Source organism: Natrarchaeobius halalkaliphilus (genome assembly GCF_003841485.1).
In the GTDB taxonomy this organism is placed as follows: Archaea; Halobacteriota; Halobacteria; order Halobacteriales; family Natrialbaceae; genus Natrarchaeobius; species Natrarchaeobius halalkaliphilus.
Genome location: NZ_REFY01000004.1, coordinates 153,420 through 167,762, shown reverse-complemented (window position 1 = coordinate 167,762; position 14,343 = coordinate 153,420). Strand labels below are relative to the sequence as shown.

11 protein-coding genes are annotated in these 14,343 nt (G+C 65.5%); 6 read left to right on the top strand and 5 right to left on the bottom strand.

Features of this window, described 5'->3' with window-relative positions:
• Positions 1 to 8: 8 nt before the first annotated feature.
• Together EA462_RS10910 and EA462_RS10905 are read right to left on the bottom strand one after the other, a co-directional pair.
• The gene (locus tag EA462_RS10910; RefSeq protein WP_124178608.1) at positions 9 to 1,556 is read right to left on the bottom strand and encodes a sodium:solute symporter family protein; all 1,548 of its coding nucleotides are present in this window, start codon (positions 1,554 to 1,556) and stop codon (positions 9 to 11) included.
• Entirely contained in the window at positions 1,553 to 1,831 is a 279-nt protein-coding gene (locus tag EA462_RS10905) for a DUF3311 domain-containing protein (protein WP_124178607.1), read from the bottom strand. Before EA462_RS10905 ends, EA462_RS10910 begins: the two co-directional genes overlap by 4 nt.
• A 176-nt stretch (positions 1,832 to 2,007) precedes the next feature.
• Between EA462_RS10905 and EA462_RS10900 the strand changes: the two genes are divergently transcribed.
• Positions 2,008 to 2,964 (top strand): ArsR/SmtB family transcription factor, encoded by a 957-nt coding sequence (locus EA462_RS10900; RefSeq protein ID WP_124178606.1) that lies wholly within the window; start codon positions 2,008 to 2,010, stop codon positions 2,962 to 2,964.
• 117 nt (positions 2,965 to 3,081) lie between these two features.
• Entirely contained in the window at positions 3,082 to 4,476 is a 1,395-nt protein-coding gene (gene dnaG, locus EA462_RS10895; RefSeq protein WP_124178605.1) for a DNA primase DnaG, read from the top strand.
• Between the two features lie 70 nt (positions 4,477 to 4,546).
• On the opposite strand, the gene EA462_RS10890 is transcribed toward dnaG, so the two are convergent.
• Positions 4,547 to 5,878: a DUF92 domain-containing protein gene (locus EA462_RS10890; RefSeq protein WP_124178604.1), complete on the bottom strand. Its 1,332-nt coding sequence runs from the start codon at positions 5,876 to 5,878 to the stop codon at positions 4,547 to 4,549.
• A 164-nt stretch (positions 5,879 to 6,042) separates the two neighbouring features.
• Here EA462_RS10890 and EA462_RS10885 point away from each other — a divergent pair, with 164 nt between their 5' ends.
• Both EA462_RS10885 and EA462_RS10880 read left to right on the top strand, forming a co-directional pair.
• Positions 6,043 to 6,648, top strand: a complete 606-nt coding sequence (locus EA462_RS10885; protein WP_124178603.1) for an undecaprenyl diphosphate synthase family protein — start codon at positions 6,043 to 6,045, stop codon at positions 6,646 to 6,648.
• Between the two features lie 138 nt (positions 6,649 to 6,786).
• Positions 6,787 to 7,548 (top strand): hypothetical protein, encoded by a 762-nt coding sequence (locus EA462_RS10880; RefSeq protein ID WP_124178602.1) that lies wholly within the window; start codon positions 6,787 to 6,789, stop codon positions 7,546 to 7,548.
• A 79-nt stretch (positions 7,549 to 7,627) separates the two neighbouring features.
• Here EA462_RS10880 and uppS read toward each other — a convergent pair whose 3' ends face one another.
• The gene (uppS, locus tag EA462_RS10875; protein ID WP_124178601.1) at positions 7,628 to 8,611 is read right to left on the bottom strand and encodes a polyprenyl diphosphate synthase; all 984 of its coding nucleotides are present in this window, start codon (positions 8,609 to 8,611) and stop codon (positions 7,628 to 7,630) included.
• 414 nt (positions 8,612 to 9,025) lie between these two features.
• Here uppS and EA462_RS10870 point away from each other — a divergent pair, with 414 nt between their 5' ends.
• Both EA462_RS10870 and carB read left to right on the top strand, forming a co-directional pair.
• Entirely contained in the window at positions 9,026 to 9,442 is a 417-nt protein-coding gene (locus EA462_RS10870) for a DUF5778 family protein (protein ID WP_124178600.1), read from the top strand.
• Positions 9,443 to 9,586: 144 nt separating this feature from the next.
• The gene (gene carB, locus EA462_RS10865; protein ID WP_124178599.1) at positions 9,587 to 12,811 is read left to right on the top strand and encodes a carbamoyl-phosphate synthase large subunit; all 3,225 of its coding nucleotides are present in this window, start codon (positions 9,587 to 9,589) and stop codon (positions 12,809 to 12,811) included.
• Positions 12,812 to 12,922: 111 nt separating this feature from the next.
• On the opposite strand, the gene EA462_RS10860 is transcribed toward carB, so the two are convergent.
• A complete protein-coding gene (locus tag EA462_RS10860; RefSeq protein WP_124178598.1) occupies positions 12,923 to 14,113 on the bottom strand; it encodes a M24 family metallopeptidase in 1,191 nt (396 codons plus the stop codon).
• Positions 14,114 to 14,343: the final 230 nt, after the last annotated feature.

Genomic DNA, 14,343 nt, shown 5'->3' with positions numbered 1-14,343 from the left:
TGTGGCGATCAGTCGGCGTTCAACCCGTCGAAGTAGATCGCCCGTCGCTCCTCGGCCGCCGGGGACGTCGCGAGGGAGACGCCGACGGTGAGCACGAAGCCGACTCCCATTCCCACGAGTCCGGCCGTCCAGCCCAGGTACGTTCCCTGAAAGACGACCGTGACGAGAGCGACCAGGCCGGGCTCGAGGCCGCCGAGAACCGGACCCGCGAGTTCGATCGCGGCCACGATCGAGTCGACGAACAGGTTCGCGAGGTAAAACAGCTGACTCGCGACGATGCCCGCCGTGATGCCGGCTCGAGTCGTCCGTCGCCAGTAGAGCGCAACCAGTACGGGAAGTGCGAGCTGGGCGAAGCCGCTGAACGCCGCATCACCCAGTTCGAACAGCGTCGCGGGATTCCAGAGGCTCGCACCGAAGGCTGCGGTCGCAAAGATGACGACGCCGACGCGAGCGAGGAGGTCCTCGCGGCGGTCCGAAATGCTCCGATCGACGAACGGACGGTAGATATCTCGAGTGAAGTACGACGAACCCGAGAGCAACATCGAGTCCGACGACGACATCATCGCGGCCATCGCGCCGGCGATGACGAGCGCGGCGAACCAGAACGGGGTGAACTCGGCAAGAACTGCGGGGAGGACGTTTCCACCCTCCGGGACGGTCACGTCGAGGCCGCGCGCCCACGCGCCGAGCATGAACGCCGGAACGAACAGCAGGACACAGAGGATCGGCCAGAGCGCGAACGACCGTTTCAGGACGGTGCGCGAGCCCGCGACGAAAAAGCGCTGGTTCACCTGCGGGAACATCGCGACGCCGAAGCCGATGACGATCGCCGTCGAGAGCATCCACTGAACCGTATAGAACTCGCTTCCCAGCGCGAGGTGCTGTGTCGCTTCCGCCTCGAGCGCCGCGGTCGCCACACCGGGACCACCGACGACGGCGAGCACCCAGATCATCGCGACCCAGGTGGTGACCAGCATGAACGCCCCCTGGAGCGTGTCGGTCCAGGCGATGCCGCGCATCCCGGCGACGACGACGTAGAGGATCATGAACGCGGTGATCAACCCGGCACCGACGGCGTACGGCAGTGCGCCCTCGGTCAGCGCCGCGAGCGCGGTGCCCGCACCAACCTGCTGTAACATGACGTAGGGAAAGAGCCAGAGCAGGCTCACGCCGGCGACCAGTCCGCGAAGCCGTCTCGAGGCGAAGCGGTCGCCGAGCATCTCTCCGAGCGTGACGTAATCGTACTGGCGGCCGAGCAGCCACTGCTTGTAACCGATGACGTACCAGAGGATCGCAAAGATGATGCCGTCCATCAGGCCCATGACGAGTATCCATTCGGGACCTTCGTGGTAGGCGATGTTCGGACCGGCGAAGAACGTAAACGCAGACAGCAGGGTCGCGAACGTCGTAAAGAGGAGCACGACCGTTCCGAAGGTTCGGCTCGCGAGATAGAAGTCCTCGGCGGTTCGGTCGGTCATCCGGTAGGCGACCACGCCGACGACCAGCGCCAGACACAGGTAGGCGACGATAATTCCCACCTGGATCGATAGCGTCACCGGCGGTCACCCCCTGCGTCCGAGCGCGACGGCCGAGTTCCATCTTCGGCCCTCGAGTCGTCGGGCGTCGACTCGGGTTCGATACCGATTCCCCAGGCCCGCCGTGCGAACAGCCAGAAAACGACCGACGCGATCACCATCCAGGCGATGTGCCACCAGAGCCACAGCGGGAAGCCGGCGACGACGGCGTCCGATCCCCACAGGAACCACGGAATCGCGAGGGCGCTGAGTGTAATCCCGATCGCGACCCACCCGCCGAGTTCTCCTCGAGGCATGTCGGACGGTCGGCACTCGACCTGTGTAACTGTTTCCGTTCGAAATCGAGCGTTGAAGAGATTCGTTCTTCACCGGGTCGATCTCCCGCCTACGAACGGGTTTCGAAAGCTGAAATCGTCCTTTTACGTAGGAAAAAGCGTATAGGGATCCGTGCGAGACTGGAAACTATCCTGACATGGCCCGTCTGTTCCCGTTTCGTTCCGAGACGACCACCCGGGATGGGCAGCCGCGCGTCGTCGACCTCGAGGGTGAAGACGGCGACGCGGTTTTCAGCGCGCTCTCCTCGACCACGGCCCGGCGGATCTACGCCCGACTCGACGAGGACCCCGGGACGCCGAGCGACGTCGCGGACGCGATCGACTCCTCTATTCAGAACGTTCGCTACCACTTAGAGAAGTTAGAGGACGCGGGGCTGGTCGAGATCGTCGACACCTGGTACTCCTCGCGGGGCAACGAGATGAGCGTCTACGCGACGACCGACGGGCCGTTGATCGTCACGAGCGACGAGTCGACGGCCTCGCAGCTGAAGACCGCTATTTCGCGACTGATCGGCGGCATCGGCGCGCTCGCGGGCGGCAGCCTGCTGGTCCAGTACGGGGCGAGCAGGTGGTTCGGGGCCTCCGGTGGAGTGCTCGATGAGTCCGCTCCGGCGACGGGCGAAGAGCGAACGCCGGCGGACGACGGCGACGAGACGACGGGCGAGGAGTACACCGTCGGAGACGACCGACACGAGGAACCGACGGACGCTCCCGACGAAGAAGCGCCACCGGAGGACGAAGAACTCGAGGCCGAAACCGCTGACGACGAGGACGCTGCGAACGATGACGAACTCGAGGAGGATGCGGAGGACGCCGACGCGCTCGACGAACCCGAAGCCGACGTATCGACGGAGGAGGATGCGGACGCCCTCGACGACGAACCGGCGACGGAGACGACCGACGAGCCGAGTTCGTCGTTCGATAGCGCCGCAGAGCCCGCGGCCGACGACGGGACGATCGTCGCGGATGGCGGTGCCGAGGCGGCGGATGCGGCAGTCGGAACGCTGCCGCCCGGGTTGGTGTTCTTTCTCGGCGGCCTCGCCGTGCTGGTCGCCGTCTCGATCTACTGGTACTGGTACCGACCAGCGTGCTGAGTCGCGTCCTGGCTCAGGTCAACAGCTATTTGCCGCTCACGACCCACATTCCATCCAAACCGGTCTCTGTACGCGATAGCCGCGTCACCGCGCCCCTTCCCAGGGGACAGATCTCCCATGGAAGACACCACCAAATACCTCATTCACGCGGACGTCACGGCCGACGGGGTCGTCGAGCGGAGCGACGTCGTCGGTGCGATCTTCGGGCAAACCGAGGGCCTGCTGGGCGACGATCTCGATCTCCGCGATCTCCGTCAGTCACAGAAAGTCGGCCGTATCGACGTCGAAATCGCGAGCACGCACGGCAACTCGCGCGGCCACCTGACAATCGCAACCAGCCTCGACAAAGTCGAAACCGCGACGCTCGCCGCCTCCCTCGAGACGATCACCCGGGTCGGTCCCTGTCGGGCCGAATTGGCGGTCAGCGAAATCGAGGACGTCCGGGCTGCGAAACGAAAGGAAGTCGTCGAGCGAGCGAAGGAACTGCTTCAGACGGGGTTCGACGACACCGTGATGTCCTCCGACGAGATCCTCGCGGAGGTTCGCCAGCACGTCCGAGTCGAGGACATCACCGAGTACGAGGGGCTGCCGGCCGGTCCCCGCGTGACCGACAGCGACGCGATCATCGTCGTCGAGGGCCGGTCGGACGTCCTCACGCTGCTCAAGTACGGTGTCAAAAATGCTATCGCGGTCGAGGGAACCAACGTCCCCGACGCCGTGGCCGAGCTCACGCGCCATCGGACCGTCACCGCCTTCCTCGACGGCGACCGCGGCGGTGACCTGATTCTCGAGGAGCTGTCTCAGGTCGGTGACCTCGATTACGTCGCGTTCGCTCCGCCGGACGAATCCGTCGAGGAACTCGACCACCACCAGCTGTTCGCCGCTCTTCGAAAAAAGGTTCCCTACGACAGCGTCTCGGACCTGAACGAGCCTCGAGACGCCGTTGCAGCGACCGACGGCAGTGCGACTCCCGCCCCGGTTCCGACGGACGAATCCAGTGGGACGCGATCGGCAGTCTCTCCGTCCGGGGAAGCCGAATCCTCGCCGGGACGGGGGGAACAGCCGACGAACGGCCCCGAGACGGGACCGAACGCCACGGTCGCCCCGTCACACCCATCGACGCCGGAACGGGCGGATTCGAGTCCTCCCGCTCGAGCGCTCGAGACCGACGACGCTGTCGACGAGACGCCGGAGCCGGCCTCCGAAACCGTCTACGACCACGCGGACGCCGTCATCCGGGCGAGTACCGACCGGGTTCGATTTGTCGACGCGGACGGCGAAACCGTCGACGAGACCGACGCGAGCGAGGCCTATGACGCGCTCGAGGCGATCGAAACGTCGCCGGAAACCGTCGTCATCGACGGCATTCTCAGCCAGCGCCTGCTGGATCTGTCCGCGGATCGGGACGTCGACCTCGTCATCGCGCGCTCGCTCGGTCAGTTCACCAAGCGGCCGACCAGCGTCCGCGTTCACGCGATCGACGAGATAGCCGAGGAGTCGCCACCGGAGTAGCGCGCCCGGATCCCCGCTCGTCCGAGGACGACGGCCGAGACCGTTATTCGACGGCGATCGAGATCGCTACTCAGCCGAGGACGGCGAACGAGAGAACGAGCAACGCGCCCGCGAGTGCGCCCGACAGCGTCGCGAGGAAGTTGACGCCCTGATTACCGAGGACGGTCCCCTCGAGCGTCGCTCCGAGCAGGCTGTCGACGGTCATCCCGACGAAGCCGGCGGCGACGATGATCGCGGCTCCGGTCGCGTCGACCTCGGGAAACAGCGCGTACGAGATTCCGGCGACGATCGCCGCCCCGACGAGTCCCGCGAGTTCGCCCTGCCAGGTGACGCCGCCGTCGGTTCCGGGCTCGACGCGCTCTAAGGTGGTAATGAGTCGCGGGGTCTCGAAGACGCTCCCGATCTCGCTCGAGAGGGTGTCGCTCATGGCGGTCGCGACGGAGCCAGTGAACGCGAAGAGAAACAGGATCGGATCGGGGTTTCCGGGGAAGAGACCCGCAGAGCTTGCGGCGTACCCGAGGACTGCGACGAGCGCGACGGCGGCGTTTCCGAGGACGTTCCCGGTTCCGCGTGCGCCGTTGTTGTCCTCTGCGACGCCGAGGTCTTCCTTGCGGTCGTATCTGAACTTCGTCGAGAGTCCGCCGATGGCGAAGAAGGCGATGAGGACGGCGAACCAGCCGTAGCCCCCGAGAACGATCGTCACCAGCCCGAGGAGAATTCCGGTGACCATGCCGGCGATCGACGCCGTATCGAGGACGTACGAGACGTAGCCGAGCGCAACGGTGACGACCAGCGCCGCGACGATCTCGAGCGGACCGATCGCCGGCTCGAGTTCGGCCAGCAGCCAGAGCAAGAGCCCGACCGAAACCATGACGATCGGATCATCGTAGAGCAACAGGACGTCCCGGAGCAGGGCTGCCAAGAGCGCGCCGGTCGCGGCGAGAAAGACGATCGTCGGAACCATCGGCTCGATCGGGACGCCGTCGATCGCGTGCGTAGCCGCCTGGCCGACGACCGCTCCGACCGTCGCAACCAGTGCGAAGACCGTCGCGACGACGACCTCGTCGTCGGTTCTCGAGCGTGCGATCTGCTCTGCGACATTGCCGTATCCGATGAGGAAGGCGGTTCCGACGAAGACCGCGATCGACATCGAGGACATGACCGCGATGAGACCGAGCGCAACGACGGCGAGCACGAACGTGATGAGCCCGTAGAGGCGTCCATCCTCGTAGTCGCCGGGATAGGCGAGTAGATCGAACAGCGGGCCCTCGGTCACGACGAACGCGCCCAGCAAAACGACCGCCGCCAGGACCGCACCCGTTCCCGGACCGGACAGCGGAACGGCGAGCGAGAGCGTACAGATGGCCGCAAAGACCGCGGCTCGCCGGATCGGGGTGGTCACGATATCGGTCTCTTTCTGTGGCGGTTACTTGAAGGTTCCCGAACAACCGTCATGCATGTATAGGCCCCCAGAGCTCCCCTACCCGGAAGTAACGCCGGATCGAACCGGTCCGCTGTGTGAACAGTCTCGTAACTGGTATAGTATCGGGTCGGGAATGCGAACCCGTGGGACTGTACGAGCGTTATCTCGCCCGCCGTATCCGCAATCACGAGGCCGATCCCCCGAACCACGTCGCGCTCATCATCACCGAACGGGACCTCCTCGAGGACGGTGCCTACGAGACGCTCGTCGCGTTTTTCTCGTGGGCGCTCGAGTACGCCGGCCGGGTCACCGTCTACGTTAGCGTCCTCGACGCCGAGGCGGTACCGACCCTTCGTCGCGATCTCGAGGGAATCGACGCGCCGGAGGTGGTGGCCGTCCGCGGGCCGGACGACCGAACGCGGGCCGATGCGCCGATCCAGATCGGGATCGGACTCGGCGGCAAACACGAGTTTACGAGTGCCGTCCGGACGCTTGCCGAACGCGTCGACGCAGGCGAGATCGAGCCCGACGAGATAGACGACGGGGACGTCGAGGATCACCTGGTGTTTCCCGCCGAGCCGGATCTCGTCATCAAGACCGGCGCGGAGCGACTCTCCGATTTCATGATCTGGCAGTCGGTCTATTCGGAGCTGTACTTCACCGACGTCAACTGGCGCGATTTCCGCAAGCGGGACTTCCTGCGGGCGGTCAGGGAGTACTGCAACCGGTCCCGACGCTTCGGACGGTAGGCGGTTCCGGTCGCCAGCGAGTTCGTCCGTCTCGAGTCCGAACCGATCGCTCGAGCGAGCCGGGAGTTCGTGATCGCGACGTCGACCCGGCAGTTGCACCGAAAGCGACAGCCGTCTGCGCGGTGTCGTCCAACGGAGATGTCCCTCGCGTTCGCGGCGTCGATCGACGGAGAGACGGTACTCGTGGCGGTTCTCGTCGCGCTGGTCACGGTTGCCCACCTGCTGCCGGACGAGCTTTCGGTGTCCGTCGGACTGTCGCGTCACGACCTCCTTTCGCTGACCGGCGGCGTCTCGATCGTCTACGCGTTCCTCCATTTGCTCCCCGAACTCGACGAGCGCCAGGAGGCGCTCGAGGGTGTGCCCGTCCTCGTCTGGTCGCTCGCTTCCCACCACGTGTACGCCGTCGCGTTCGTCGGACTCGCGCTGTTTTACGGGCTCGAGCGACTGGCGAGGATGTCTCGCTCTTACGGCGTCGAGCGCGAACTGGGGTCGGTCGGAGAGGAGCCAGTCTTCTGGATCCACGTCGGGGGCTTCGCCGTCTACAACGCCTTCATCGGCTACGCGCTCGTCCAGGGTGAAACGGGGACGGACAACGTCGCGCTGTTCGGGGTCGCGATGGCGTTGCACCTGTTCGGTAACGACGAGGCGATGCAACACCACCACCGCGAGCTCTATAGCCGGTTCGGGAAGTGGATCCTCGCGGGCGCGGTCGTCCTCGGTGCCGCGGTCGGCGTGGGCTATACGATCGACGACGTGACGGTGACGACGCTGCTTGGCTTGCTGACCGGCGGCATCCTCTTCAACTCGATCAAGGACGAACTTCCCCGGACGCGAGAGAGCCGGTTCTGGCCATTCGCGCTGGGTTCGGGGACCTACGCGGTGGTGTTACTTCTGCTCTGATTGCAGATGGGAGTCGGCGCTCGACTCCAGTCGGCCGGCCGTTCTAATCTGCCGGCCGTTCTAACTTCGCCGGCCGTTCTCAGTCGGCCGCCCGTCCGCTCGAGTCGATACTCTCGACACCCTGTCCCCCGGGCTGGCCCGTCTCCTCCGCGCTTTCTTTGCCTTCGATCTCCTCGAGATCCGAGCGCTCGGCGGTCGGGAGCGAGTCGCGAAAGCGATCGACGACGGACCGGGCCTCCGGCAGGTCGGGTTCGCTCATCGCGGCGAGCAACGCGAGTGCCCGCCGGGCGCGGGTTCGACGCCAGGACTCCTTTCGGTGCTCGTAGGTTCGGATGCCCCGCAGGAAGTCGGCCTTCGAGAACTCGGGCCAGTAGGGCGTACAGAAGAAGACGGCCGCCTCGTTTCCGTTCGCGTGCCACGGCAGGAAGTTCGAGGTGCGCTCGTCGCCGCCGGTTCGAATAATGAGGTCGACGTCCCGGACCGGCTGGTCGTAGAGTCGGTTCTCGATCGCTTCGACGTCGATCTGGTCGGGCTCGATCGCGCCCCCGTCGACCTCGGTCGCGACGCCTCGGGCGGCCTCGAGCAGCCGGGAGCGACCGCCGTAGGCCAGTGCGATGTTGAGGACGAACTGGTCGTAGTCGCGGGTCCGCTCTTCCGCGTAGGCAACCGCCTCCCGGACGCGCTCGGGGAGCAGTCCCGTCTCCCCGATGGCGCGAATGCAGACGCCGTTTTCGTGGACGCGGTCTGCGTCCGCGAACTCTCGAAGCTTCTCGACCAGGAGGTCGAACAGCCGTTCGTTCTCCTCGGGCGGCCGATCGAAGTTCTCCGTCGAGAAGGTATACAGCGTCAGTTCCTCGACGCCGACGTCCTGACACCACTCGAGAACGCGTTCGGTCGTCTCCGCACCCGCTCGGTGGCCGTCGTGTGCGTCGCCGCCGCGTCCGCGGGCGTACCGCCGGTTGCCGTCCTGAATCACCGCGACGTGCGTCGGTGCTCCCGCGATCTCCCGCGAAAGCAGGCGCTCGTAGGCCGCGTCGACGCGCTGGCGGAGCCACCGCTTCATCGTTCGATTCGACGGTATGGATGACTATGTTTCTTGTGTGTCACTCTCCGACAGTGAGAAGAGTCAAAACACTAACTCGTCTCGTGGACCGGGTCGGGCGCGGATCGCGTTCACGGAACGGATGGTCTGCCAACGTCCCCGCGACCGGGCGATCGAGGAGGGACCAATCACCCCCGCTGATCCATTACTTCGGAAACCAAAGTAATAGGGAAGACGTACACCAGTGGCCTTCAATCGACAAATATTGAAACCGATCGACGTCTACCGCGATGACTCTCCGGCGGGCGGGTTCGTCTCACTCGCCGGACGGACTCGAGTGCGTCCAGGCGCAATCGGATCACTCCCAGGGCGGCTCGAGCCATCCCACGGGCGGAATCGTGACGGCTATCAGTCCGGGGAGCCTCGAGTCGAGCGATGACAGACGCGAACTCGAGTCCCGTCGACGACGACCTCTACCGGCGGACGAAGGCGCTTCTCGAGCCTGGCGAGATCGACCTCAACGGCGTGATCATCCAGACGCCCTACGACGGGAGCGAGGACGTTCGGATGATGCAGGCGACGATCGACGCCGGCGACATCATCGCTGAACACTCGGGGTACGACCCGCAGGATTGTTTCGTCCACTCGGGCAACGACGACCCGGAGTTCTCCTCGAACCAGCACCAGGGTTTGACGCTCGGGGACGAGGCGTTCGTCTGGGAGTGCCAGCAACTCCTCCGGGAGGGGAGCTTCGACGTGGTGATGTACTACGACGGGCGCGCCGATCACGAGGCGATCCTCGAGGGAATCACGGATCTCGGCTACGACGTGACGGGCGTCGAAGGCGACTGAGCGTCGACCGACGGCAGCTCAGACGCCGAGAGTCCGGGCTCGAGGCTGGGTGGGCGACGAATTCGAAATTCGAAAAGTGATTTCGAGAATCGTATCGTTTCGTGGGGCTTATTACGATGTGCGAACTTCGAACGGACAAGACCAATGAGTACGGACCAGGACGGAGCGACGGGCGGGGACGGACGCACGATCTTGCTCATCGGGAGCGGACCGATACAGATCGGGCAGGCCGCCGAGTTCGACTATTCCGGCGCACAGGCCTGCCGCGCACTGCAGGAAGAAGGCGCTCGAGTCGTCCTCGTCAACTCCAACCCCGCGACGATCATGACCGATCCGGAGATGGCGGACGAGGTCTATATCGAGCCGATCACGACCGAGGCCATCGCCGAGATCATTCGGAAGGAAGCTCCCGACGGCGTCATCGCCGGACTCGGCGGCCAGACCGGCCTCAACGTCACCGCCGAACTGGCCGAGGAGGGCGTCCTCGAGGAGTACGACGTCGAAATCATGGGAACGCCGCTCGAGACGATCTACGCGACCGAAGACCGCGACCTCTTTCGCAAGCGAATGGAGAAGATCGGCCAGCCCGTTCCCAGATCGACGACCATCTCGCTCGAGGAGGGTGAGTCGGTCACCGAACTCAGCGACGAGGACGTCCGCGAGCGCGTCGAAGCCGCAGTCGAGGAGGTCGGGGGACTGCCGGTCATCGCCCGGACCACGTACACGCTTGGCGGCTCCGGTTCGGGCGTCGTCGGCGAGATGGACGAACTGCTCTCTCGCGTGCGCAAGGGTCTTCGCCTCTCGCGGAACAGCGAGGTCCTCATCACCGAGTCGATCGCCGGCTGGGTCGAGTACGAATACGAGGTGATGCGCGACGCCGACGACTCCTGTATCATCATCTGCAACATGGAGAACATCGATCCGATGGGGATCCACACCGGGGAGTCGACGGTCGTTACGCCCTCACAACTCGTGCCCGACGAGGGCCACCAGGAGATGCGCACCGCGGCGCTCGACGTCATCCGCGAACTCGGTATCCAGGGCGGGTGTAACATCCAGTTCGCCTGGCACGACGACGGCACCCCCGGCGGCGAGTACCGCGTCGTCGAGGTGAATCCCCGCGTCTCGCGCTCGTCGGCGCTCGCCTCGAAGGCGACGGGGTATCCGATCGCCCGCGTCACCGCGAAAGTCGCCCTCGGCAAGCGACTCCACGAGATCGAAAACGAGATCACCGGCGAGACGACCGCGGCGTTCGAGCCCGCGATCGATTACGTCGTCACCAAGGTGCCGCGCTGGCCCAAGGACAAGTTCGACGACGTCGACTTCGAGCTCACCACCGCGATGAAATCGACCGGCGAGGCGATGGCGATCGGTCGAACCTTCGAGGAGTCGCTGCTCAAAGCCCTCCGATCGTCCGAGTACGATCCCGACGTCGACTGGGAGGAGGTGGACGACGACGAACTCGAGGAACGCTACCTCGAGCGTCCCTCCCCGGACAGGCCGTACGCGATGTTCGAGGCGTTCGAACGCGGCTACACCGTCGACGAAGTCGTCGAGCTGACGGGTATCTTCGAGTGGTACGTCGAACGCTACGGGCGCATCGCCGGCTCGATGCGCGCCGCCGCCGAGGGCGACTTCACGACGGCGGCGATCACCGGCCACACCAACACCTCCATCGCGGCGACGACCGCGTCCGACGTCGGAACCGTCGAAACCGAGGTTCCCGGTCGGACCTACAAGCAAGTCGACACCTGCGCCGGCGAGTTCGAGGCCGAAACGCCGTACTACTACTCCGCGCGCAAAACCGAGTTCGAGTCCGGGCCGCTGATCGGTGAGGCCGCGGCCGGCGAACTCGAGGTGTCCCGCGACGTCGAGAGCGTTATCGTCGTCGGCGGCGGCCCGATCCGAATCGGACAGGGAGTCGAGTTCGACTACTGTTCGGTCCACGCGGTCCAGGCGCTTCGCGAGCTGGGTATCGACGCCCACGTCGTCAACAACAACCCCGAGACTGTCTCGACGGACTACGACACCTCCGACGGCCTCTTTTTCGAGCCGATCACGGCCGAGGAGGTCGCTGACGTCGCGGAGGCGGCAGACGCCGACGGCGTGATGGTCCAGTTCGGCGGCCAGACCTCCGTCAACATCGCCGAACCGCTCGCCGAGGAGATCGACCGCCGCGGCCTCGAGTGTGAGGTCATGGGGACCTCCGTCGAGGCGATGGACTTGGCGGAAGACCGCGACCGGTTCAACGCGCTGATGGACGAACTCGAGATCGCCCAGCCCGACGGCGGAACGGCGTACTCGAAAGAAGAGGCGCTCGAACTCGCCCACGAGATCGGCTACCCCGTCCTCGTGCGTCCCTCCTACGTTCTCGGCGGCCGCGCGATGGACGTCGTCTACGACGACGACGAACTCGAGACCTACATCGAGGAGGCCGTCCGCGTCTCCCCGGACAAGCCGATCCTCGTGGACGACTTCTTGGAGGACGCGATCGAACTCGACGTCGACGCCGTCTCCGACGGCCGCTCGGTGCTGATCGGCGGCATCATGGAACACGTCGAGACCGCGGGCGTCCACTCCGGCGACTCCGCCTGCATGATACCGCCGCGCTCGCTCGACGAGGACACCCTGGAACGCGTCCGGGAGGTCACCGAGGACATCGCGGCGGCGCTGAAGACGAAAGGCCTGCTGAACGTCCAGCTTGCAGTCAGAGACGGTGAAAGCGAGGCGCAAGGCGCCTCGGATAACGCGAGCGGTGAAACCGCGAGCGAAGTGTACGTCCTCGAGGCCAACCCGCGGTCCTCGCGAACGGTGCCGTTCATCTCGAAGGCGACGGGCGTTCCGATCGCGAAACTCGCCGCGCAGGTGATGGCCGGCGAGACGCTAGCGAGCCTCGACGTCGACGAACGGATCCCCGAACACACGTCGATCAAGGAGGTCGTCCTGCCGTTCGACCGCCTGCCGGGATCGGATCCCCGCCTCGGCCCGGAGATGAAATCCACGGGCGAGGTGATGGGAACCGCGAGCGAGTTCGGCATGGCCTACTGGAAGGCCCAGCAGGCCGCCTACAACGCGGCCAGCGAGGGAGCCGCGGTCGTCGATCTCGACGTCGACGGCTTCGAGGACCACTTCGACGTCGTCGAACTCGACGAATCCGAGGACACCCCCCAGGCGATCCGCGAGGGGGCGGTCGATTTCGTCGTCAGCCGCGACCGCGAGACCCTCGAGACGGCCGTCGAAGAGGAGGTCCCCTACCTCTCGACGGAATCGAGCGCGAAAGCCTACCTCGAGGCGCTCGCGACCGTCGGTGACGACCTCGAGGTCGCGTCGGTGACGGACCGACCGAAACGGACCGAGCGGTGGGGCTGAGTTCGGCTCGCCCGCGACGTTCGTCTCGACTCATCGGACCGCTGTACCGATTCGCCGGTGCAACCGCCGGCGAACTATTGGCGTACCGGTAAATCGAAACGGAAACCCGTATCAGCGAGCGGCCGGCTCGAGCGCCACCGGATACTCGGTGAGGTTCTCCGATCCGCCCTCGGTGACCACCACCAGGTCCTCGATTCGGACACCGCCGACGGCGGGATCGTAGATCCCCGGCTCGATCGTGAGAACGTGTCCGGGCTCGAGTTCGCCGCCACCGGGCGAGACGGTCGGCTGTTCGTGAATGTCGAGGCCGACGCCGTGGCCCGTCCCGTGGATGAAGCCCGTGTCCGTGCTCGGATCGCTTCGTAGCGTCTCGTACCCGGCTTCCTCGATGACGTCGCAGGCGACGTCGTGAACTTCCGCGCCGGTGACGCCGGGTTCGACCGCCTCGAGGGCGGCCTCGTAGGCCCGTTCGGTCACCTCGTATCGCCGCCTCGCCTCCTCGCCGGGATCACCGCGGGCGAACGTCCGGGTCATATCACCGAAGTAGCCCGTCTCCTTATCGCGCGGGAAGATATCGATCACGATCAGCTCGTTCGCCTCGAGCGGGCCGCTCCCGCGGTCGTGGGGGTCCGCACCGTCCGCTCCGCAGGCAACGATGGTTTCGTCCAGCTGACAGCCGTTTCGGAGGAGCGTGATCTCGATTTCCTCCGTGACGCGCTCGCTGGTGAGTACCTCGCCGTCGTGAACCAGAACGCCGTCCTCGACGTCGGCGCTCGCGATGAGGGCCTCGGCGGTGGCCATCGCCGCCTCGTTCGCTCGCTGGGTCGCTTCGATCTGGTCGATCTCCCAGTCGGTTTTGGTCGCCCGAATGCCCTCGACGATGCTCTCGGGTTCGACCGTCACGGACACGTCCCGGTCGCGCAGGCCGTCCGCCGTCCCGGTCGGGAACGAGCGCGGGACGGAGACGGAGGCCACGTCGTGGTCGTCGAGAAACGTCTCGAGCATGCGGATCTTCCCCTCGTGAGGGCCGTGTTCGACGGCCAGCCCCTGATAGTCGTAGCTCGCCCGGCGGGTCACCGAATCGGCGTTCGACTCGGCGGTAGCGCGGCCGTACTCGAGTCCCGAGACGAGCAGGTGAACCCCGCCGTCGGGCGTGACGAGCGTCTGGTAGGCGTCGGGCGCCGTGAACCCGGAGACGTATCGCTGGTCGGAATCCGTCGAATCGTCGTCGATCAGATAGCCGTCGACGTCGTCCGAATCGAGGACGTCGATCAGAGCCGAGAGATCGGCGGTAAACTCCATGTCAGTGTGTGTGCAGGGCGAACACAAAACGACGGGGGGTACCGGACGGTGTCGCCTTCGATGGGGATTATCGTAGCAGTTCATAATTTTCATGTGAAGGATCGAGACACAGCCACGACGGACGGTGGCCGAAATCTTCGGTTGGCTACGATAATCCTTATGACACAATCCGCTATGAGTCGTTTCCGACCGATCGCACAAGGGTGGGCGATCGACCGGCAATCAGATCC